Source organism: Pseudomonas imrae, assembly GCF_046352735.2.
GTDB classification, from domain to species: Bacteria; Pseudomonadota; Gammaproteobacteria; order Pseudomonadales; family Pseudomonadaceae; genus Aquipseudomonas; species Aquipseudomonas imrae.
The window spans coordinates 4,258,795-4,279,608 of the sequence record NZ_CP110853.2 but is presented as its reverse complement, the minus strand read 5'-3'; the positions used below and the strand labels follow the sequence as shown (position 1 = coordinate 4,279,608).

Here is a 20,814-nt window from a genome sequence, read left to right as displayed (position 1 = left end):
CGTCTTTTATCTCGCGGTAACCAACTGCCTGAACTCGGCGCTCTACACCTCCTCGCGGATGGTGTACTCGCTGAGCATGCTGGTGGTGTCGGCTGGCCTGCTTGTGGCACGCCGTCGACGTATTGAGAAGTTGGGTTCAAGGAGCGCGAATAAGCGACCGCTGATCGTTATCTGCGGGGTTTTTCCCACTCAGTGGGAATCATGTTTCAGTTAATGGAAAACTCGGTGCACCATGCCCGCAAGAGCACGAGGCCGATATGAACTACAACACGCCCACTGATCGCTTGCTGCAAATCCTCGTCACCCTGGGGCAATCCGGCGAGGCGATCTCCGCCAAAGAACTGTCCGAGCAACTGGCACAGCCACTGAGCAGCACCTATCGCCATCTCAAGACCCTGCTGCGCTGGGGGCTTGCCGAAGAGAACGGTCAGGGTCGCTATTTGCCGGGGCCAACCTGTTTGCAACTGGCCAAGAAATTCGACCGCGAAGCCGTGTTGGTGACCCTCGCCAAGCCGGAACTCAAGCGCCTGGCCGAGCAAAGCCAGGAAAGCGTGGCATTGATGGTGCCCAGCAATGGCCAGGCGATTTGCATCGAGCTGGTCGACAGCCCGCAACCGCTGCGTTGCTGCTACCAAAAAGGGCTGGCCCAGCCGTTGTTGGTCGGCGCCTCTGCGAGGGTGCTGTTGGCCTACATGGATGAGGCGCAAAGCCTGTCGGCTCTTTTGGCGCAAGGCGTCGAAAGCGAAGAAGTCGCCACATACCAGCGCAGTTTTGCCGAGATCCGCGCTGCCGGTTATGCCGTGAGTGTGAGTGAGATCGACGACGGCATCTGGGGTATCAGCGCGCCGTTGCTCGACAGCCGCAATCGCCTGCTAGGTGCCATCAGCCTCATGGCGCCTACCTCCCGGGCGCACACCCGCAGTGAACGCCTGATCCGCTGGACCCAGGACGTGGCCCTGCGCCTGAGCGCCCGGCTCGACTGAATTTTGACTGGAGTTTCAAGCATGACTGTTGTTTCTGACATGCCCCTGTGGACGGGTCGTATCGACTCTGGCGAAGGGCAGGGCGCGCTGCGCTGGCATCAATGGGTCAAACCCTTGCGCGAGGATCAGCCTGCGGGTGCGGCACTGATTGGGCTGGCCTGTGATGAAGGGGTCAAGCGTAATCAAGGACGCATCGGCGCCCGTCTTGGTCCCTCAGCACTACGCACGGCATTGGCCAACCTGGCGTGGCACGGCCGTGCGCCGCTGTATGACGCGGGCGATGTGAGCTGCACCGACAGCAACCTCGAAGGCGCGCAGCAGATTTACGCGCACCACGTCAGTTATCTGCTCGACCAGAAGCATTTGCCACTGGGGTTGGGTGGCGGCCATGAAATCGCCTTTGCCAGCTTTAGCGGTCTGGCCGATCACTTGCGCCAGGCCACCCCGCATGCGCGGATTGGCGTTCTCAACTTTGATGCCCACTTTGATCTGCGCCATGGCGAACAAAGCAGTTCGGGTACTCCTTTTCGCCAGATAGCCGAGTACTGCCAGCGTGCGCAGATGCCGTTCACCTATTGCTGCCTGGGTGTCAGCCAGTCGAACAACACCCTGGCGCTGTTTGAGCAGGCGCAGCGACTGAATGTGCGTTACCGCCTCGACCGGCAAATGAACAGCTGGGACATACCCGCCTGCGAAGCGTTAATCGATGACTTCTTGCAAGACGTCGATCATCTCTACATGACCATCTGCCTTGATGTCCTACCTGCCAGCCAGGCGCCCGGTGTCAGTGCGCCGTCTGCCCATGGCGTGGACATGCAGATCGTCGAGCATCTAGTCCGTCACGCCAAGGCCAGCGGCAAATTGCGCATGGCCGACATCGCGGAGCTCAACCCCGGGCTGGATCTCGACAACCGAACCGCCCGCATTGGCGCACGCCTGCTCGCCAGCCTGATTGATTGAGTTTTTCCGTAAATTCCTGAAACCGCTTGTTGAATCATAAGAAAAAGAGAAATTCGCCATGCTGACATTCGAACTGGATGCGCTGAGCACCCTTGCTCTCGCGTTGCTCCTGCTGGGCCTGGGTGCCCAACTGAAAAAACGTAGCTACTGGCTGCGGCAACTGTGTGTTCCTGCACCGGTGATTGGAGGGTTTGGTTTTGCCTTAGTGATCTGGCTGTTACGTGATCAGCAACTGCTCAACCTGACCCTCGACACCAGCCTGCAAACCCCGCTGATGGTGGCGTTTTTCACCACTGTCGGTTTGGGCGGCAGCCTCGGCTTGCTGCGCAAGGGCGGCAAATTGCTGTTTATCTACCTGGGTGCGTGCTGGGGCCTGGCGTTGGTGCAAAACGTGGTGGGTGTCAGTGTCGCCAAGCTGCTGGGCATCGACCCGTTGCTGGGGATCATGGCCGGTGCGGTGTCCCTGGAAGGCGGTTTTGGTGCGGCGGCAGCCTTCGGGCCGATTGCTGAAAACCTCGGCGCGGTCGGTGCGACCACTGCAGCGTTGGCAGCCGCAACCTTTGGCATGGTGGCAGGCGGCTTGCTAGGTAGCCCGCTGGCGCGCTGGTTGATCGAGCGCAACAAACTGGTGGTCAAGGCGCAAGCTGTTGGCAGCCTCAAGGCGTTTGAAGAAGTGGTTCACACCCCACCATCCGCGATGGATGCCGCCACCTTGCTGCGTTTGTTGACCTGCATTGTGGTGATCATGGTGATGGGGTTCTGGCTGGGCTCCAGCTTGCAACAGCATCTGGGCATCGTGTTGCCGAGCTATGTGGGCGCCATGTTCGTCGCGATCCTCCTACGCAACCTCAATGACCGTGCCAAGGTTGTCGATATTCCCGACCATGCCGTCAGCACTATTGGCGATGTGTGCCTGGGCATGTTCCTGACCATGGCAATGATGAGTCTGAAGTTTTGGGAACTGGAGAAGCTCGGCTTGCCGCTGCTGGTGATTTTGGTGGTACAGGTGGTGATCATGATTTTGCTGTGCGTGTTCCTCCTTTTCCGCCTGTTTGGCCGCAACTACGACGCGGCAGTTTTGTGCGCGGGCTTCATGGGTCATGGGCTGGGCGCGACGCCTAATGCTGTGGCCAACATGGGCGCCATTTGTGACCACTACAAAGTGTTCTCGTACAAAGCCTTCATCATCGTGCCGCTGTGCGGCGCCGTGCTGATCGACATTGTGGCCATCCCGATGATCACCTGGTTTATCAACGCATTCAGTTGAGGATTACCTGGCTGCTTTATTGCTCAATTGCACCGAAGCCATCGCCGGCAAGACGACTCCTGCAGTGTGGGAGCCGGCTTGCCAGCGATGGTGCGCGCGCGTTCAATCACGTTGAAGCGAAGCCGTAACCGCAGCAACGGATATGCTCTCCAACCCAACCCCATTTCCGCGATCTTCCTGCCCCCCTGAAAATCTCCCTGGCCCATCCCTTGCATTCCTCCCCCAAAGCCCATTCGGCCGGTGTTCATGCGTGATGAATCCGGTGTCTGGATAGGCACAACCAAGGGGAGAAATATCAGCTTGAATATTCTTGACCTCGACCACAGTCTCACCGGTCAGGCGCCGATTGTCCGGCGTTTGGCCAGCGGCCGTGCCACACGCATAGACCTGCTGGACCTGGGCCCGAAGCTGCGCCTGTGGTCCACCGAAAAAACCTGGAAGCGCTTCACCCAACGCCTGGCGCAACGGCCCCTGCCAACCCATTTGCGCCCGGAAATTTTCTTCGTTGGCTCCGGTGACTATCACCACCTCACGCCGGCGTTTCTTGCCGACTTGAAAGAGCCCATCAGCCTGATCCACTTCGATAACCACCCCGATTGGGTACGCTTTGCGCCCAAGCGGCACTGTGGTTCGTGGGTCAATCGCGCGCTGAACATGCCGGCGATCAAGCGCATCGTTACCCTCGGCCCGTGCAGTGACGACCTGCATAACCCGCAACTGCGCGGCGGCAATCTCGGCGCCCTCAAGCGCGGGCAGTTGCAACTGTTTCCCTGGCAGCATCCACCTTCGAAAGTCTGGGGCCGGGTAGGCGATGGCGCCGGCCACCAACAGCAGGAAAATCACCTGCACTGGCGCAACCTGGCGGAGCTGGACTGGGCTGTGTTTCTCGAGCAGATGATCAGCAGCCTGCCCACCGAAGCGATCTGGATCACCATTGATAAAGACGTCCTGGCCTGTGTTGACGCCGCAACCAACTGGGATCAGGGCGGCATGCGCCTGAGCCACCTGTTGCAAGCCCTGCGCGCCTTGGCGGCGAGCAAGCGGATCATCGGCATCGACGTCTGCGGCGAGTTCGCCACACCTGCATTCAGCAATGCTTTCAAACGCTGGGAAGCCAAGTCCGACCAACCGCCGGCCGAGCGCTGGAGCGCTGAGGATTTGCTGCGCAACGCGACGACTAATGAAGCATTGATCAACCTGTTCGAGGAGCTGTTTCCGTGACGTTGACTGTGGTGTTGCTGGTGGCCGTTTCCATCGTGCTCGATGTGATTGGCCAACTGTGTTTCAAACTGGGACTGGACCGTTTGCCGGAGCTGGAAGGCGGATTTCGCTTGAATGCGTTCTGGGGGCAAGTGTTTAACGCGCCCTTGCTCTGGGCGGGCATCGGCGCCTACGTCGTCGAGTTTTTCGTCTGGCTTGAAGCTCTGTCCCGTGCGCCGTTGAGCCTACTGTTTCCTGCGGCTGCGTTGGCATATTGCGGGGTCGTACTCGCCGGCAAGCTGGTGCTTGGGGAGACTGTCAGCCGCCGTCGCTGGTTGGGCACCATGGTGATCACGGCTGGCGTGATGTTGGTGGCTGTTGCGGGGACCCAAACATGAACTCGGAAAATATCGCCCTCCGTCCTGTGGGCTGGCTGCATGGACGCCTGGGAACCGTGGTGTTGTGGGCGCTGCTGATCTGCACCGAAAGCGCCGGCCAGCTCTTTACCAAGGTGGCGGGGGACCAGTTGGGACAGATGGATTTCAATTGGCAGTGGTTGGCAGCTGTGGCGGTTAATCCGGGAGTTCTTGCAGCCATTGCCTGCTACATCGGAGCGTTCTTTGTGTGGATGCTGATCCTGCGACGCAGCAGTCTGTCCCTGGCATTCCCGCTGAGCTCACTGGTGTTTGTGGTGGTGTTGTTGGGGTCCTGGTTAGGGCTGGGGGAGCACATCAGCGTTCTGCATTGGGTGGGCGTGGTGGTAATTATTGGCGGCATTGCACTGCTGGCCGAAGGCGAAGAGAACTGAGGCCCGATTCTGTGGGAGCGAGAAGGGCGATCTCGCTCCAAGGGGTTCAATTGAAGGTGTAGCTGATTGCTGCCTGCACCTGCCCTTGATTCACTTCGCCGGTCTGCCTGACGATGCTGCTGTCTGCCGCCGAGCCCACCAGATGCACCCAACTGGCACTGGTCAGCAATGACCAGTTCGGCGCCAGGGGGATTTGCAAGCTCTGTGTCAGCGTCACGTTCTGAAAGCCCGCGCTGGCGCTGTAGGGCCGAATCCCGGAGGCCGCCGCTTCATGTTCATCCACCCCGAAAAACGTCTGGGTCTGGCGCGCATCGGCAAAGTGTGCCACTAGGCCGCTGCTGCCAATCACCCCGGCGCCCAATGGATAACCCAACTCGCCACCGACCTTGCCCAGCACGCCACTTCGCTCGCGAGCGCCGCCTACGGCCCGACCCAGTTGCGCGTAGATCCGCCAGAAGTCGGCCGGTGCGTACTGGATAAAACCGCCAGCCTCGGCCCTGTCCGAGACATCCCGCAAGCCTTTCAACGAGCCGTTGGCCGTGCGCCCTGGCAGGTAATTGAGGTACGGGCCGACGCTCAGGCCATTGTGGTTGAGCGCGCTCCAGGTCAGGCCGTCATCGGTGTCCAGGCTGACATTTCCCCAGTCCAGGTCGAAGTAGGGCACGGGCAGGGTTTGATAGCGGCTGCCACTGGGTTCGCGAGGCTGATAGCTGATGCCAAGGCCCACGTCCCCAGTAATGCCCTCTGCCAGCGCCGAACCGGCCCACAAGCCAAGTAAACCGGCGAAGACCGCCGTAGTCATCCTGCACATGGTGTTTTTTCCCTCTCTGAACATGCGCGCATGAACGCGCACGCGCAGGGGATCATGCAAGCACTCATGTTGTTTGTAGCGACCTACAAAAATTGTAGCTTCGTCGATGCCTTTTTTGCTGCATATGCCACAAGAGCCCAGTCCTGCTGGGTTTCAGCAAGTTGGCACACTCCCTGCTCTACCTCTGCTAACAGCGCAGATGTGCGCTCATCTCCAAGGTAAACGCAGATGAATGACTGGCATATCGTGTGTGACTTCGACGGGACCATCACGGCCACCGATGTCATCGACAACATCCTCCAACGCTTCGCCAGCGCAGAGTGGGAAACCATCGAACAGCAATGGCTGGATGCTCAAATCGGTTCCCGCGAGTGCCTGAGTCGCCAACTGGCCTTGATCAAGGCAACCCCGGCTGAGCTGTTGGCATATTTCGACAGTGTCGAGATCGATCCGGACTTCCCCGACTTCGTTGATCATGTCATCGGCCTGGGCGCTTCCATCGAAGTGGTCAGCGACGGTATTGAACAAGGTATCGCGCGGATTCTGTCGCGCAACTACGTGACCTTGTTGCCGATCCTCGCCAACCGCCTGCGCCAGGTTGACCAGAACAGCTGGCGCATCGATTTCCCGCATGCCAGCGATGCATGTCGCGCCGCTTCCGGCAATTGCAAATGCAAGTCCACCCCACGCCATCAGCGCGTGTTGGTGATCGGCGATGGCCAGTCCGACATGTGCGTGTCGTCCACCGCCGATTTTGTGTTCGCCAAGGGCCGTCTGGCTGAGTACTGCGAACGCAACCAGATCCCTTACGCACGCTTCGACAGCTTTGCCGAGCTGCCAGCACTGCTGGTCAGTCTGCCCCACGGCGAAGCCGCCAACGCTACCCACTTCAACAGCTCTTCCGACACTCAGGAACTCTTTCACCATGTCTGATATCCGCATCGCTACCGCCGAAGACCAGGTGCTTCTCGACAAAGAAGCCAAGTACTGCTCCTACGGCGACACCGTCCACTACATCGACCCACCGCGTATTTTCAGCCGCTGCGAAGGTTCCTACGTGTGGGACACCGAAGACCAGGCCTACCTCGACCTGCAAATGTGGTACTCGGCAGTCAACTTCGGATACGCCAACCCGCGCTTGAACAACGCATTGAAACAGCAGATCGATACTCTGCCGCAAATCGCCAGCCAATACTTGCACAAGGGCAAGATCGAGCTGTCGGAAATGATCGCGGTGGATGCCAAGAAGAAGTTCGGCCTCGACGGCCGCGTGCACTTCAACGTCGGTGGTTCGCAGTCCATCGAGGACTCGCTGAAAGTGGTGCGTAATGCCTGTAACGGCAAGAGCCTGATGTTCGCCTTCGAAGGCGGCTACCACGGGCGTACCCTCGGCGCCTCGTCGATCACCTCCAGCTATCGCTATCGCCGCCGCTATGGGCACTTCGGTGAGCGCGCCAATTTCATCCCGTTTCCTTACCACTTCCGTGGGCCCAAAGGCATGACCAAGGAAGAATACGGCAGCCACTGCGTGCAGCAATTCGCGCGGTTGTTCGAGACTGAATACAACGGCGTGTGGGACCCGAAAGTCGGCCAGAGCGAATACGCTGCGTTTTACGTCGAGCCGATCCAGGGTACCGGCGGCTACGTGATCCCGCCGATGAACTTCTACAGCGAGCTGAAGCAGGTGCTGGACCAGCACGGCATTCTGATGGTGGTCGATGAAATCCAGATGGGTTTCTGGCGCACCGGCAAGTTGTGGTCCATCGAGCATTTTGATGTGCAGCCGGATGTGATCGTGTTCGGCAAAGCCCTGACCAACGGACTCAACCCCTTGGGCGGCATCTGGGCCAAGGAAGAGTTGATCAACCCGAAACTCTTTCCGCCAGGCTCCACTCACTCTACGTTCGCCTCCAACCCACTGGGTACGGCGGTAGGCCTGGAAATGTTCAAGATGACCAGCGAGGTCGACTACGGCGCGATGGTCATGGCCAAGGGCAAATACTTCCTCGAAGGCCTGCAGGACTTACAGAAGCGTTTCCCGATGATCGGCGACGTCGACGGCCTGGGCCTGGCGCTGCGCTGCGAAATCTGCGGGCCGGACGGCTTCACGCCGGACAAGGCAGCCCTCGATTACATGGTTGAAGAAGGCATGAAGGGCGACATGGTGGTGGACGGCCAGAAACTGGGCCTGATCCTCGACGTGGGCGGTTACTACAAAAACGTGATTACCTTGGCGCCGTCCCTGGAAATCAGCTATCCGGAAATCGATTTGGGCCTCAAGTTGCTCGAGCAACTGCTGACCCGGGCGATGAAGCGGTGAGTCTCGTCGATATCGACCTCGGCGAAGGCGACGCCGGCTTCGTGCTCGGCAACGGTCCGGTCGGGGTCCTCTTGATTCACGGCCTGACCGGCACCCCGACGGAGCTGCGTCGGGTGGCCCAGGGGCTGGCCAAGGTCGGCAATTGCACTGTGTACGTGCCGACCCTGGCCGGGCACTGCGGCGATAACAGCGACCTGCAAGCCACCGGCTGGCGCGACTGGTACGAGGGTGTGCGCAAGACATTTGTCGGTGTGCAGCAACGTCATGAGCAGGTGTTTGTCGGCGGGTTGTCGATGGGCGCGGTGATGTCGATGTACCTGGCTTCGCAGTTTCCGGGCCAGGTGAGCGGCTTGTTGATGTACTCCACCACGTTGAAGTACGACGGTTGGAGCATCAACAAGATGGCCTTCATCACGCCGTTGCTGATCCGGATCCCGTTTGGTGTACGTCTGTTTCGTTTCACCGAGAAACCACCCTATGGCATCAAGAACGAACGCCTGCGGGCCATCGTCGAGCGGCAGATGAAAGAGGGCCAGAGCAGCGAAGCCGGGCTGTTGACCATGGAGGGCGTCACGGTGCGCGAGTTGCACTGGATGAACGCGGTGGTCAAGAAGCACATGCCGTCGATCAAGACCCCGGCGCTGGTGTTGCACTCCATCGAAGACGACATCACCAGCCGCTGGAACGCGGATTACGTGGAACGCCGCCTGGGTGGTCCGGTGACCAAGGTGCTGCTGGACAACTGCTATCACATGATCACCGTCGACCTGCAATACCGGCGGGTCATTGAGCTGAGCGCCGATTTCATCGAGCAGCACACAAGCTGTGTAAAGCGTCTCGATGAACCTGCGTACTGCCTGGCCTGATGCAGCTTCCTGCAGAGGGTGATATCGAGCCTAAGGAAATGCTGTGACGACTACCCAAGCTTTTTCAACTGTCCGAGCCATCGAGCGCGGTGCCTGGAATGACTGTTTCCCCTCGGCCCTGGAAGATTGGGATTACTACGTGGCCGTGGAGAACGCCGGCATCGATGATTTTCAGTGGCGCTACCTGGCGGTGTTTGAAGGTGGGCAGTTGATGGCCGTCGCCCCAGCGTTCATCACTCATTACCGCCTCGATACCACCGTTTCGGGTGTCGGCAAACGCTTAACCCAACGCCTGGAGCAATTATGGCCGGGGGCTTTGCACCTGGGCCTGTACGCCATTGGGTCGCCTGTCGCCGAACAGTGCCATGCCGGTATCGCCAGTCATGTTCCTGCGTCTCGGCGTGGGGCTTTGTTGGCGCACCTGCTTGAGGCCGCGCGTCGGGATGCCGATGAGTTCGGCATTGGTTTGCTGGCGGTCAAGGACGCACCGACGCGGGATCAGGACTGGGCCGATAGCTGCAAGTCGGCCGGCCTGAACAGCATGCCCAGCTTGCCCACCGGGCTGTTGCCCGTGCCTTACGGCTCGGTGGGTGAGTACCTTGGTTCCCTGGGTAAATCTACCCGCAAGGATCTGCGACGCAAACTTCGTGCGCCAGGGCCGCGTGTCGAGTGGCGGCGCAATATCGATGATGTGTTGCCCGACATCATGCGTTTGTACGAAGCGACCCTGGCCCGTGCCGATCTGCAATTCGAACGGCTGCCGGCAGGCTATTTCACCGAGGTCCTCACGCAGCTTGAACAGCGGGCGGTGTGTGTACTTTACTGGGTGGACGAGCAATTGGTGGCATTCAACCTGATCCTGCTGGACCCGCACCGGATGATCGACAAGTTCTTTGCCCATGACCTGGCCCACAGCCGTGAACACAACCTGTACTTTCGCAGTTGGCTGACCAACGTCGACTACTGCATTGAGCACAATATTGCGATGTATGAGTGCGGGCAGGCCGGTTATGCCAGTAAGCTGCGCCTGGGCTGCGAGTTCCAGGGCAACACGCTGTTTTTTCGGCACCGCAATCGGTTGCTCAACCTCGTGCTCAAGGTGGTAAAAGTGTTTATACGTCCGGACCGATCCGACCCTGCCATGGCTGCTGCGCTAAGCGAAACCTGATGATCAACAAGACCCGTCCCAAAGCTCGTCCGTTTGCTATTTCGCGTTGGAGCCTGCAGCGCAAGCTGGTATTGGCGTTCTGGCTGGTGACGGTGATTCCGACGATGATTGCCGCGGAACTGGCGGCAACTACCCTGTCGCAGCTTTTCGACGGCAACGTGCGTATCTGGCTGCAAGAGTCGACCCGCATCGTCAAGGACGAAGTCAGCGATATCCTGCACGACAACGCCCGTGTGGCGCAGATCATCCTGCGGTATGTGCGCCCGCCTGCCAACCCGCAGGCGGTCAGGCATGACCGCTTGATCGCGGACATTGCCAATGCCACTGATATTGATGTGGTGACGCTGATTCGCAGCAGCGACCGCAAAGTGATGTTCAGCACGGTCGGCGACGAGGTAGTGAAGCAAATCAGTCTGGCGCCCAATGCCGTGTTGCAAACCCTGCAGGTCGGCGGGGCGCCCACTGGTGTGGTGATCTCGAGTTTTGAGACCAGCCAGGATGGGGTCGACTACGAACTGTTGGTAGGCACCTATCTGGACAGCAGCTTCCTGACCAGCGTCGCGGAGGTGCATTCCCTCGATTTGCGGTTGTACTTGGCCAACAGCGATGGCTTCTCGGAAATATTCTCAACCCAACGCTTTGAGGACCATCCGGCACGTATCCCGAAAGAGATTGAGTCGCTGCTGCGTAACACCAAGCAGCCCAGTGAGCGGTTCACCGATAATTACAGCGGCTTGTACTGGCCGATCTTCAACGACACCGGCGAACTGCAAGGGGTTATCTTCAGCGGCCTGTTGCGTCACGCAGGCCTGGTGGGGCTGGTGAACCAGAGCAACCTGTTCGTGCTGATCTTTCTGGTCAGTTCAGCCTTGTCCCTGGGCGCCGGCGTGCTGGTGTCCAGGCGTTTGACCCGGCCCCTGCGGGATTTGTCCCAAGGCGTCAGTGCGGTGATCAGCGGCAACTATCAGCACCGCGTGGCTGTCAGCGGTGGCGATGAGTTGGCGCAACTGAGCAGCACGTTCAACCACATGACCGAGCGCCTCGGCGAGTTGCATCACCTGGAAGCCCAGTTGCGCCGACGCGACCGCCTGCACGCCCTGGGCGAAGTGGCGATGGGGCTGGCCCATGAAATCCGCAACCCCTTGGGGATTATCAAAACCGCCACGCAATTGCTGCATCGGCGCGCCGATCTGCCCGAGACCGACAAACGCCACCTGGAATACGTGATCAGCGAAGTCAGCCGGATCAACGACTTGATCACCGACTTTCTCGACTTCGCCAAGCCCGGTACGCCGTTGCGCAGTGTGCATCTGGCGCGGCCGCTGGTGGAGGAGATCCTGGGTTTTTGCGCACCTGAATTGTCCAACCACAGCATTGATGCGCAGATCGAAGACCTGGCTCCCGGCGCGACCCTGTATGCCGATGCCAAACAGATCAAGCAGGCCTGCCTGAACCTGATACTCAACGCGATCGACGCCATGCCCGAGGGGGGGCGACTGACGCTCGGTATCAGCCGCCAGGACGGCAATACCGTGATCAGCATCACCGACACCGGCCAGGGCATCACGACGGATATGCTCGAACGCATCTTCACACCCTTCGTCACCACCAAGGCCTCGGGGACGGGCCTTGGGCTGGCGAAAGTCTTTTCGATCATGGAGAGTCATGATGGCAGTATCGAGTGTCTGAGCGAGAAAGATGCCGGTGCTACCTTCAGCCTGTACATTCCGGCGAACGGTGAAGATGAGGACAGTCATGACGCATAACGTATTAGTGGTGGACGACGAGCCCAAACTCTGCGACCTGCTGTCGTCGGCCCTGAGCCAGAACGGTATCCAGGTATTCACTGCGGGCAATGGTTTGCACGCGCTCAAGGTACTGGAGCAGGAAGACATCGACCTGGTGATCAGCGACTGGCGCATGCCGGGCATGGACGGCCCGCAACTGCTGGCGGAAATCAAGGTGCGTTACCCGCAGGTGCCGGTGATCGTGATGACGGCCTACAGCACGGTGAAAAACGCCGTGCAATCGATGCGCAATGGCGCCTACGACTACATTGCCAAACCCTTCGATATCGATGAGCTCGACATCACTGTAGCCAAGGCCTTGCAGTTTCGCGACATCGTGCGTGACAACGCGCGATTGCGCGCCGAGCTCGATGAGCACGCGCAGATCGACAGTCTGGTGGGTGACAGCCCGGCTTTCCGGCGCGTCCTGCAGTCGGTGGATTCAGTGTGCGAAAGCAATGCAACTATTCTGCTGACCGGCGAAAGCGGCACTGGCAAGGAAATGGTCGCCCGCGCTATCCACAAACACGGCAATCGTGCCGATAAGCCTTTTGTTGCGGTCAATTGCGCGGCGATCCCGGAAGGGTTGCTGGAAAGCGAAATGTTTGGCCATCGCAAAGGCGCGTTTACCGGCGCTGTGGCCGATCGGGTAGGCCGCTTCATGCAGGCCGACAAGGGCACGTTGTTTCTCGATGAAGTGGGCGACATGCCCCTGGCGTTGCAGGCCAAGATCCTGCGTGCCTTGCAGGAGCGGGTGATCGAGCCGGTGGGTGATCCCAGGGAGCGTAAGGTAGACGTACGGGTCATCGCTGCCACCAACAAGAACCTGCTGGAAGCGGTGGCCAACAAGGAATTTCGCGAAGACCTTTATTACCGTCTCAACGTGTTCCCGATCCCGCTGCCGGCGTTGCGTGAGCGCGTGGAAGACATCGCACCCCTGGCCCGGCACTTTGCCCGGACCTTGAGCGCCAATTCGGGTAAACGCATCACCGGTTTCAGCCCCGAAGCCTTGCAGGCCATGGCCGCCTATACCTGGCCGGGAAATATTCGCGAGCTGCAGAATTGCGTGGAACGGGCGACGATTGTTGCGGCCAGTTCGGTGATTGAAGACATTGATCTGCCGGCGTACCTGTTTGCTTCAACGCCTGCCGATCGCGATGTGACGGCGATCCTCAGCGATGGCCCGGGTGTACCCCATGACTTGGATGCGGCGCTGGCGGAGGTGGAAAAAGCCTACATCATGGCGGCGCTGCAGGAGAGCAACGGCGTGCAGGCGGCTGCAGCGCAAAGGATCGGGATATCGGAGCGCAGTTTCTGGTATCGGTTGAAGAAGTTGGGGATTCAGGTGGATAAGATTGTGCGCTGAGGGGCGCCCCTGAAGCCGCGCCCAATTTCAAGCATGTACTCGCACCCAAACACTCACCAACACTGTCGCCGCCATCAACCATGCCACTGCCGCCACGGCCAGCGACGCCTCCAGGCGCATCCGATCCACCATCACATACAACGTCGCCAGGTACACAAAGTACGGAATGATCGACCACATCCCGAACACGATGGTGGTTTTCAGATCCTCCACCGAGCGGCCCTTGCCTACGATGTAATGGGCGATCAGCGCAAAAGTCGGAAACAGCGGCACAAGGCCCGCGATGTAATAGTTTCTGGTCTTGGCCAGCATCGCCAAAATCAGCACCACTGCAGCGCCGAGCGCGGCCTTGAAGACTAAATCCACGTTGCGCTCCTTAGTGGCTCAGGCCGTACTTCTTGACCTTGTCAAACAAGGTGGTCTTGGCCATTCCCAATTCCTGGCTGGCCTGGGTCAGGTTGCCACCGCTGCGTTGCAGGGCGTCACTGAGCAGGTTGCGTTCGAAAGCCTCCACTGCCTCGGTAAAGGCCAGAGCATTGTTACCGCTGCTGGCGCCGCTTCTCTTGAAGGCCGGCAGACCCAGGGCGAAGCGTTCGGCGACGTTGCGCAGTTCACGCACGTTGCCCGGCCAGTCGTGGCTCATCAGGTTGGACAGGGTCTGGTTATCGAGGTCCGGCGCGGTGCGGTCAAAGCGCAAGGACGACTGCTGCAGGAAGTGTTCGAACAGTTGCAGGATATCTTCGCGACGCTCGCGCAGGGGCGGCAGTTCGAGGGTCACGACGTTCAGGCGGTAGTACAGGTCGCTACGAAACTGGCTGGCGCGGCTCAATTCGTCGAGGTCGGACTTGGTGGCGGCAATTACCCGGCAATCCACCGCGACGCTCTGGTTGGAACCCAGCCGTTCGAGGGTACGTTCCTGCAAGACACGCAGCAGTTTGATTTGCAGGTTCATCGGCATGCTTTCCACTTCATCGAGGAACAGCGTGCCTTCGTGGGCATGTTCGATCTTGCCGATACGCCGCTTGCCTGCGCCAGTGAATGCGTTGGCTTCGTGGCCAAAAATCTCGCTTTCGAAGAGGTTTTCCGGCAGGCCGCCGCAGTTCAGGGCGACAAATTGATGAGCGTGGCGTCGACTGAAGTCATGCAGGCAACGGGCGACCAGTTCCTTGCCGGTGCCGGTTTCGCCTTCGATCAGCACGTTGGCCGAGGTATCGGCCACGTTGGCGATCAATTCCCGTAGATTTTGCATGGCCGGTGAGCGACCGATAATCCGACCTTCCAGGGAATCGCGCTCGGCCAGTTGTCGGCGCAGCGACCAGACTTCCCGAGCCAGCCCGCGTTGTTCCAAGGCTCGGCGGGCGACGTCGACCAGGCGCTCAGGGGAAAAGGGTTTCTCCATGAAGTCATAAGCGCCGTTGCGCATCGCACCCACGGCCATGGAAATGTCGCCATGGCCGGTGATCAGTACCACCGGCAGGCTTTTGTCCAGCGCCTTGAGCCGGGTCAGCAAATCCAGGCCGTCCATGCCGGGCAGGCGGATGTCGCTGATGACGATGCCGGCAAAGTTCTCGCTGACCTGCTTGAGCGCCTCTTCGGCGCTGCCCACGCCAACGCTCGGGATATCTTCCAGAGCCAGGGCCTGCTGACAGCCGAGCAATACATGGGGGTCGTCTTCGACGATCAGGACGGTCAGGTCGGTTTTGGGTTCGGTGTTCATGTCGATTCGCCGGGTGGGAGGCCTGTCAGCGGCAGGCTCAAGACAAAGGCTGTACCACCATCGGCCGGGTGTTCGACAGCGAGGTTGCCGCCGGTGGCTGCCGCGAGGCTGGCCGACAGGGTCAGGCCGAGGCCCAGTCCCTGCTCGCCGGGCTTGGTGGTGAAAAAGGGTTCGAACAAATGCTTGCGCGTCTCGGGATCAATCCCATGACCGTTGTCGCGTACCCGCAGGCGATATTTGCCATCGAAGCTGTCGCCTTCCAGCGACAGCTCGGGGGCCGGTTGCGCCTGCATGGCATCCAGTGCATTACCGATCAGGTTGACCAGGATCTGCTCCAGTCGGGTCTGGTCGATCTGCAGGTGCGCAGGGGCAAAGGCGCGGTGCAGGGTCAGTGGCAGGTTATCGAGACGACCTGCGAGGATCTGCAGCGCCGCGTCCACTGCCTTTTCCAGGCTCGCCTCGCCCTGATCATCGCCACGTTTGGCGAAAGAGCGCAGGCTGGCGGTGATACGGCCCATGCGGTCGATCAGTTCATTGATGGTCTTGAGATTGGCACTGGCGGTATCCAGGGCGCCGCGCTCCAGGAAGCGCACGGTATTGCCGGACAAGGTGCGCAGCGCAGCCAACGGCTGGTTGAGTTCGTGGGCGATGCTGGTGGACATCTGGCCGATAGCGGCCAGCTTTCCGGCCTGGACCAGCTCGTCTTGAGCGCGGCGCAGGGTTTCTTCGGCCTGGCGGCGTTCACGGATTTGCGCCTTGAGTCGTTCGTTGCTGGCCCGCAGATCGGTGGTGCGTTCGGCAATCCGCCGTTCCAGTTGGTTGTTGGCTTCTTGCAAGGCTTCCCGGGCGGCCAGGCGTGTGGCGATGACTTTACGTCGTTCATTCCAGGCAATCAGCAAGAAGGCCACCAAGGCAAACGCCACGGCAACCAGGATGCCCTGGTTGATGGCGGCCTGGCGCAGATCATTGAGCGGGGTGAGCAGCGTGAAGTTCCATGGCGTATCGCTCAGGGGACGGGTCTGGGCCAGATAGCTGACCTCCCTCTCGTCGGCCACCACTTCGCTGTTGGCGGGGAAGGTCAGTTTTTCAGCGCCTTCGTTCAGCCGTTCCCGGGCCAAGGGTTGCAGTTCGCTGAGCGTCGCCCAGTAATATTGCAGGCTGCGGGCCAGGCGTTCCTTGGTGTCGTCACTCAGGGCAAGTACGGCCTTGAGTCGGCGGGCCGGGTCGCTGGAGAGAATGATGATGCCGTTCTCGTCACTGACGAAAGCTTCCAGGCGCGCCCGCTGCCAGCGTTCTTCCAGGGCTTCCAGGCGCACCTTGACCACCGCCACGCCGATGATTTTTCCGTGTTCTTCCAGGCCGTGGGCGAGGTAATAACCCGGTTCGCCGTTGGTGCTGCCGATGCCGTAGAAGCGACCGGGATGACCGCGCACGGCGTTCTGGAAATAGGCGCGAAAGGACAGGTCTTCGCCCAGGTAGCTGTCGACGTCGCGCCAGTTGCTGGTGGCCAGGACACGGCCGGTGGTGTCCATCACATAAATAGCCCGACTGCGACTGCGCCGGTTCAGGCCTTCGAGGTAGTCATTGACCGTCTGCCGGTGCTGCGCATCGGGTGCGGCAAGCAGTTTGGAGACGCTGGATTCCAGCTCCAGCAGGCTGGGCAGGTAGGTGTATTTGCTGATCTCACTCTCGACGGTGCGCGCGTGCAGTTCCAGTTGTCGCTCGCCGTTCTCGCTCAGGGCACGTATTCCGTAATACTCGCTGGTCCAGAAACCAATAAAGCCCAGACCGATCATCAGCAGGATGATCAGGGGCGGCAGGAATAATTGGCGGATCAGACGAGGCTTCACGGCAAGTGATGGCGGTGCGGCGCGATAGAGAGTGGGGTCGCATTTCATCACAGATGCCTTGGGTCAGCTAGCAGGTCCGGTGTGGAAGCGGGGTTGCTCGCGATAGCGGTGTGTCATTCAGTATTTATGTGACTGACCCATCGCTATCGCGAGCAAGCCCGCTCCCACATTGGTCCGGCTTTTACAGCAGGGCTTAGTGCTGCAGGATTTTCTCGAGGAAGTGCTGCGCGCGTTCGGAGCGGGCGCTGATATCACCGAAGAACTCTTCTTTAGGGCAGTCTTCGATGATCTTGCCGGCATCCATGAAGATCACGCGGTCGGCCACTTTACGGGCGAAGCCCATTTCGTGGGTCACGCACATCATGGTCATACCTTCCTGGGCCAGTTGCACCATCACGTCCAGTACTTCGTTGACCATTTCCGGGTCCAGGGCCGAGGTCGGTTCGTCGAACAGCATGACGATCGGGTCCATGGCCAGAGCACGGGCAATCGCCACGCGCTGTTGCTGGCCGCCGGACAGTTGGCCCGGGTGCTTGTCCTTGTGCGCCGACAGACCCACACGCTCTAGCAGTTGCAGGCCTTTCTTCTCGGCTTCTGCCTTGCTGCGGCCCAACACCTTGATCTGCGCAACCGTCAGGTTTTCGGTGATGGTCATGTGCGGGAACAGTTCGAAGTGCTGGAACACCATGCCCACGCGTGAGCGCAGTTTCGGCAGGTTGGTCTTCGGGTCGGCAACCGAGGTGCCATCGACCACGACGTCACCTTTCTGGAACGGTTCCAGAGCGTTGACGCACTTGATCAGGGTGGATTTGCCCGAGCCGGATGGCCCGCACACCACGATCACTTCGCCTTTTTTAACTTCGGTGCTGCAATCGGTCAGCACCTGGAAGTCGCCATACCACTTGTTGATATTCTTGATAGAGATCATACGGCAAACCTTTTTTGCAGACGCTTGACCAGCAGCGAGGCGGCGAAGCTGATGATGAAGTAGACGACACCGGCAAAGATCAGGAACTCATTGGAGCGGCCAATGATGTCGCCGTTAGCACGGGCGGAGTTGAGGAAGTCCACCAGACCCACGGTGTACACCAGCGAGGTGTCTTGGAACAGGATGATGCTCTGCTGCAACAGCAGCGGGGTCATCTTGCGAAACGCCTGGGGCAGGATGATCAGGCGCATGGTCTGGCCGTAGGTCATGCCCATGGCTTGCGCCGCGGCCATCTGGCCCTTGGGGATCGACTGCACGCCTGCCCGGACGATTTCGCAGAAGTACGCGGCTTCGAACATCATGAAGGCCACGACGCAGGAGGTGAACGCACCGATCGGCGTGTCTTCACCGGTGATCCAGCGCAGCACGAACGGCACCGCCAGGTAGAACCAGGTGATCACCAGCAGCAGCGGGATCGAGCGGAAGTAGTTCACGTAGGCGCCGGCCACACTGGACAGCAGCTTGTTGGAGGACAGCCGCATCAGCGCCAGGATGGTACCGATGATAATGCCGCCGACCACGCCCATGACCATCAGCTTCAAGGTCATGACCATGCCGTTCCACAAGCCTGGAATGGCCGGGATGATACCGCTGAAATCGAATTCCATTATTTACCCCCCACGGAGATCAGGCCGGGCACAGAGACTTTCTTCTCGACCAGGCGCATCAGCAGCATGAGGCTCATGTTGAGGGTGAAGTAGATCAACGTGGCCAGGGTGAAGGCCTCGAACAGGTTCGCCGAGAATTCGGCGGTCTGCTTGGTCTGTGCCAGCAGTTCCATCAGGCCGATCAAGGACGCCACGGAGGAGTTCTTGAATACGTTGAGGAATTCCGAGGTAAGCGGCGGAATGATGATCCGGTAGGCCTGGGGCAGCAGCACGTTCCAGTAGATCTGCGACAGGCTGAAGCCCATGGCGCGTGCGGCGGCTTCCTGGCCACGGGGCAGCGCCTGGATACCGGTACGCACTTGTTCACATACGCGAGCGGCGGTGAACAGGCCCAGGCACACGACAACGCTCAGGTAGGCCGAGGTGGTCGGGTTCAAGTCTTGTTTGTACCAGTCCTGCAGGTTTTGCGGCAGCAGGTCGGGTACCAGGAAGTACCAGATGAACAGCTGTACCAGCAGTGGCACGTTACGAAACAGTTCCACATAGCAGGTGGCGATGCCGGCTACGAGGCGGTTAGGCATCGTGCGCATCACACCCAGCATCGAGCCCAGCAGCAAGGCGATGATCCACGCCACGATGGCGATGGCGATGGTCCAGCCCAAACCGGAGATGAACCAGTCGAGATAGGTCTCGCTGCCCACGCCAGTGGACTTGAAGAACACGCCCCAGTCCCAGTTGTAATTCATTAGGGTCTCCCCCGAAATCGATCGATGTACAAGCACCCGCTTGGGGAAAGTCCGTTCCCGTCTGACGTTGATCGTCAGACACACCCGATCGGCTCGAAAACCGCCCGGTCGAGTGTTCCAAATAAAGCCAGCAGGTAGTAACAGACGCTTGAGGGAGGGTTGGTCCCTCAAGCGGTAAGGTTAGTTCGCAATCAGGACTTTTTTTCGGCCGTCTTGTCGTCAGCCGCTTTGTCGGTCGGATTGGCGATCAAGGCCTTGAGCTCGTCGCTCATCGGGAACATCAGATTCAGGCCTTTTGGTGGGATCGGCGAGCTGAACCACTTGGTGTAGATGTTGTTGATTTCGCCAGACTTATAGGTGGCGACAATGGCGTCATCCACGGCCTTCTTGAACGGGGCATCGCCTTTGCGAACCATGCAACCGTAGATTTCGAAGGATTGTGGGGTACCGGTCACGGCCCAGTCAGTTGGCTTCTTGGCCTTGGCCATTTCACCTGCCAGCAGTGCGTCGTCCATCATGAAGGCAACGGCGCGACCGCTTTCCAGCATCTGGAAGGACTCGCCGTGGTCTTTGGCGGAGATGACGTTCATACCCATTTGCTTGTCGGCGTTCATGGACTTGAGGATGCGCTCGGACGTGGTGCCGGCGGTGGTGACGACGTTTTTGCCCTTGAGGTCAGCGAAGTCCTTGTAGGTCGAGTCCTTTTTGGACAGCAGGCGAGTACCGATTTCGAAGATACCGACGGAGAAGTCGACTTGCTGCTGACGCTCCACGTTGTTGGTGGTGGAACCACATTCAACGTCCACGGTGCCGTTCTGCACCAGGGGGATACGGGTCTGTGAGGTGACCAGGTTGTATTTGACCTTCAGCTCGCCTTCCTTCATGCCGAGGTCTTTCTCAACGGCTTTGACGATGGCCAGTTGGATGTCGTGGGAGTAGCCCACTGGCTTGCCGGAACCATCCGCGATGTAAGAGAACGGAATGGAGGCGTCGCGGTGGCCCAGAGTGATGGTGCCGGACTCTTTGATTTTCTTCAGTGTGCCGGTGAGTTCGGCGGCGAAAACTGGAGTGCTAATCAGAGCTGCAGCGATAGCTGCGCCCAAAATTTGGGGAACGATGCGCATCAATACTTCCTCGACATTTGTTTTTTTTATGAAGCCTGGACGGCCCTTTTGTAGCGCGAATACCTGTGAACGCTCATGAAGCCTCTCAGGCAATCGCCTCAGAGTGTAGAGCATGAGTCGTGCCAAGCTGGAAACAAAAGCTTAACTATATGATTTATATGAATATTAACTTTATATGACGAGAATGCATGACGTTCTGGATCCGGCAAGCCGAATCGTACGGTGTGGAGCGTTCGGAAATCCGA

The 20,814-nt window shown here is 59.5% G+C and carries 20 protein-coding genes; 12 read left to right on the top strand and 8 right to left on the bottom strand.

What is annotated here, in order from left to right:
• Positions 1-257 precede the first annotated feature (257 nt).
• The 6 genes from OQ460_RS19455 to OQ460_RS19430 all read left to right on the top strand — a co-directional run bounded on the left by OQ460_RS19455 (position 258) and on the right by OQ460_RS19430 (position 5,218).
• Positions 258-983 carry an IclR family transcriptional regulator gene (locus tag OQ460_RS19455; RefSeq protein ID WP_410018993.1) on the top strand — a complete coding sequence of 242 codons (726 nt, stop codon included), beginning with the start codon at positions 258-260 and terminating at the stop codon, positions 981-983.
• A 21-nt stretch (positions 984-1,004) separates the two neighbouring features.
• The gene (gene hutG / locus OQ460_RS19450) at positions 1,005-1,943 is read left to right on the top strand and encodes a formimidoylglutamase (RefSeq protein WP_410018992.1); all 939 of its coding nucleotides are present in this window, start codon (positions 1,005-1,007) and stop codon (positions 1,941-1,943) included.
• Positions 1,944-2,001: 58 nt separating this feature from the next.
• The gene (gene gltS, locus OQ460_RS19445; RefSeq protein ID WP_410018991.1) at positions 2,002-3,210 is read left to right on the top strand and encodes a sodium/glutamate symporter; all 1,209 of its coding nucleotides are present in this window, start codon (positions 2,002-2,004) and stop codon (positions 3,208-3,210) included.
• Positions 3,211-3,510: 300 nt separating this feature from the next.
• Positions 3,511-4,431, top strand: a complete 921-nt coding sequence (locus OQ460_RS19440) for an arginase (protein WP_410018990.1) — start codon at positions 3,511-3,513, stop codon at positions 4,429-4,431.
• Positions 4,428-4,808: a transporter gene (locus tag OQ460_RS19435; protein WP_410018989.1), complete on the top strand. Its 381-nt coding sequence runs from the start codon at positions 4,428-4,430 to the stop codon at positions 4,806-4,808. Before OQ460_RS19440 ends, OQ460_RS19435 begins: the two co-directional genes overlap by 4 nt.
• On the top strand, positions 4,805-5,218 hold the full coding sequence (locus OQ460_RS19430) for an EamA family transporter (RefSeq protein ID WP_410018988.1): 414 nt from the start codon (positions 4,805-4,807) through the stop codon (positions 5,216-5,218). Before OQ460_RS19435 ends, OQ460_RS19430 begins: the two co-directional genes overlap by 4 nt.
• A 46-nt stretch (positions 5,219-5,264) precedes the next feature.
• Here the strand turns inward: OQ460_RS19430 and OQ460_RS19425 are convergent, their stop codons facing one another.
• Positions 5,265-6,029, bottom strand: a complete 765-nt coding sequence (locus OQ460_RS19425) for a MipA/OmpV family protein (RefSeq protein WP_410018987.1) — start codon at positions 6,027-6,029, stop codon at positions 5,265-5,267.
• 228 nt (positions 6,030-6,257) lie between these two features.
• Here OQ460_RS19425 and OQ460_RS19420 point away from each other — a divergent pair, with 228 nt between their 5' ends.
• Genes OQ460_RS19420 through OQ460_RS19395 form a run of 6 tightly spaced genes read left to right on the top strand, consistent with a single transcriptional unit; the run spans position 6,258 to position 13,536 of the window.
• On the top strand, positions 6,258-6,962 hold the full coding sequence (locus OQ460_RS19420) for an MtnX-like HAD-IB family phosphatase (protein ID WP_410018986.1): 705 nt from the start codon (positions 6,258-6,260) through the stop codon (positions 6,960-6,962).
• Positions 6,955-8,349 carry an aspartate aminotransferase family protein gene (locus OQ460_RS19415; protein ID WP_410018985.1) on the top strand — a complete coding sequence of 465 codons (1,395 nt, stop codon included), beginning with the start codon at positions 6,955-6,957 and terminating at the stop codon, positions 8,347-8,349. The genes OQ460_RS19420 and OQ460_RS19415 overlap by 8 nt, the downstream gene beginning before the upstream one ends.
• The gene (locus OQ460_RS19410; protein WP_410018984.1) at positions 8,346-9,215 is read left to right on the top strand and encodes an alpha/beta hydrolase; all 870 of its coding nucleotides are present in this window, start codon (positions 8,346-8,348) and stop codon (positions 9,213-9,215) included. The genes OQ460_RS19415 and OQ460_RS19410 overlap by 4 nt, the downstream gene beginning before the upstream one ends.
• Before the next feature lie 43 nt (positions 9,216-9,258).
• A complete protein-coding gene (locus OQ460_RS19405) occupies positions 9,259-10,383 on the top strand; it encodes a GNAT family N-acetyltransferase (RefSeq protein WP_410018983.1) in 1,125 nt (374 codons plus the stop codon).
• Positions 10,383-12,149 (top strand): sensor histidine kinase, encoded by a 1,767-nt coding sequence (locus OQ460_RS19400; protein ID WP_410018982.1) that lies wholly within the window; start codon positions 10,383-10,385, stop codon positions 12,147-12,149. The genes OQ460_RS19405 and OQ460_RS19400 overlap by 1 nt, the downstream gene beginning before the upstream one ends.
• Complete coding sequence (locus tag OQ460_RS19395) at positions 12,139-13,536, top strand: sigma-54-dependent transcriptional regulator (protein WP_410018981.1); 1,398 nt, start codon at positions 12,139-12,141, stop codon at positions 13,534-13,536. Before OQ460_RS19400 ends, OQ460_RS19395 begins: the two co-directional genes overlap by 11 nt.
• A gap of 27 nt (positions 13,537-13,563) precedes the next feature.
• Here the strand turns inward: OQ460_RS19395 and OQ460_RS19390 are convergent, their stop codons facing one another.
• From OQ460_RS19390 to OQ460_RS19360, 7 genes are all read right to left on the bottom strand, one after another.
• Entirely contained in the window at positions 13,564-13,902 is a 339-nt protein-coding gene (locus OQ460_RS19390) for a GlpM family protein (protein WP_410018980.1), read from the bottom strand.
• 10 nt (positions 13,903-13,912) lie between these two features.
• Positions 13,913-15,253 carry a sigma-54-dependent transcriptional regulator gene (locus OQ460_RS19385; RefSeq protein WP_410018979.1) on the bottom strand — a complete coding sequence of 447 codons (1,341 nt, stop codon included), beginning with the start codon at positions 15,251-15,253 and terminating at the stop codon, positions 13,913-13,915.
• A complete protein-coding gene (locus OQ460_RS19380) occupies positions 15,250-17,151 on the bottom strand; it encodes a sensor histidine kinase (RefSeq protein ID WP_410018978.1) in 1,902 nt (633 codons plus the stop codon). The genes OQ460_RS19385 and OQ460_RS19380 overlap by 4 nt, the downstream gene beginning before the upstream one ends.
• Before the next feature lie 145 nt (positions 17,152-17,296).
• Complete coding sequence (locus OQ460_RS19375; RefSeq protein ID WP_410018977.1) at positions 17,297-18,031, bottom strand: amino acid ABC transporter ATP-binding protein; 735 nt, start codon at positions 18,029-18,031, stop codon at positions 17,297-17,299.
• A complete protein-coding gene (locus tag OQ460_RS19370) occupies positions 18,028-18,699 on the bottom strand; it encodes an amino acid ABC transporter permease (RefSeq protein WP_410018976.1) in 672 nt (223 codons plus the stop codon). Before OQ460_RS19370 ends, OQ460_RS19375 begins: the two co-directional genes overlap by 4 nt.
• Positions 18,699-19,445 (bottom strand): amino acid ABC transporter permease, encoded by a 747-nt coding sequence (locus OQ460_RS19365; protein ID WP_410018975.1) that lies wholly within the window; start codon positions 19,443-19,445, stop codon positions 18,699-18,701. The genes OQ460_RS19370 and OQ460_RS19365 overlap by 1 nt, the downstream gene beginning before the upstream one ends.
• Positions 19,446-19,636: 191 nt before the next feature.
• Positions 19,637-20,569: a glutamate/aspartate ABC transporter substrate-binding protein gene (locus OQ460_RS19360; RefSeq protein WP_410018974.1), complete on the bottom strand. Its 933-nt coding sequence runs from the start codon at positions 20,567-20,569 to the stop codon at positions 19,637-19,639.
• Positions 20,570-20,814: the final 245 nt, after the last annotated feature.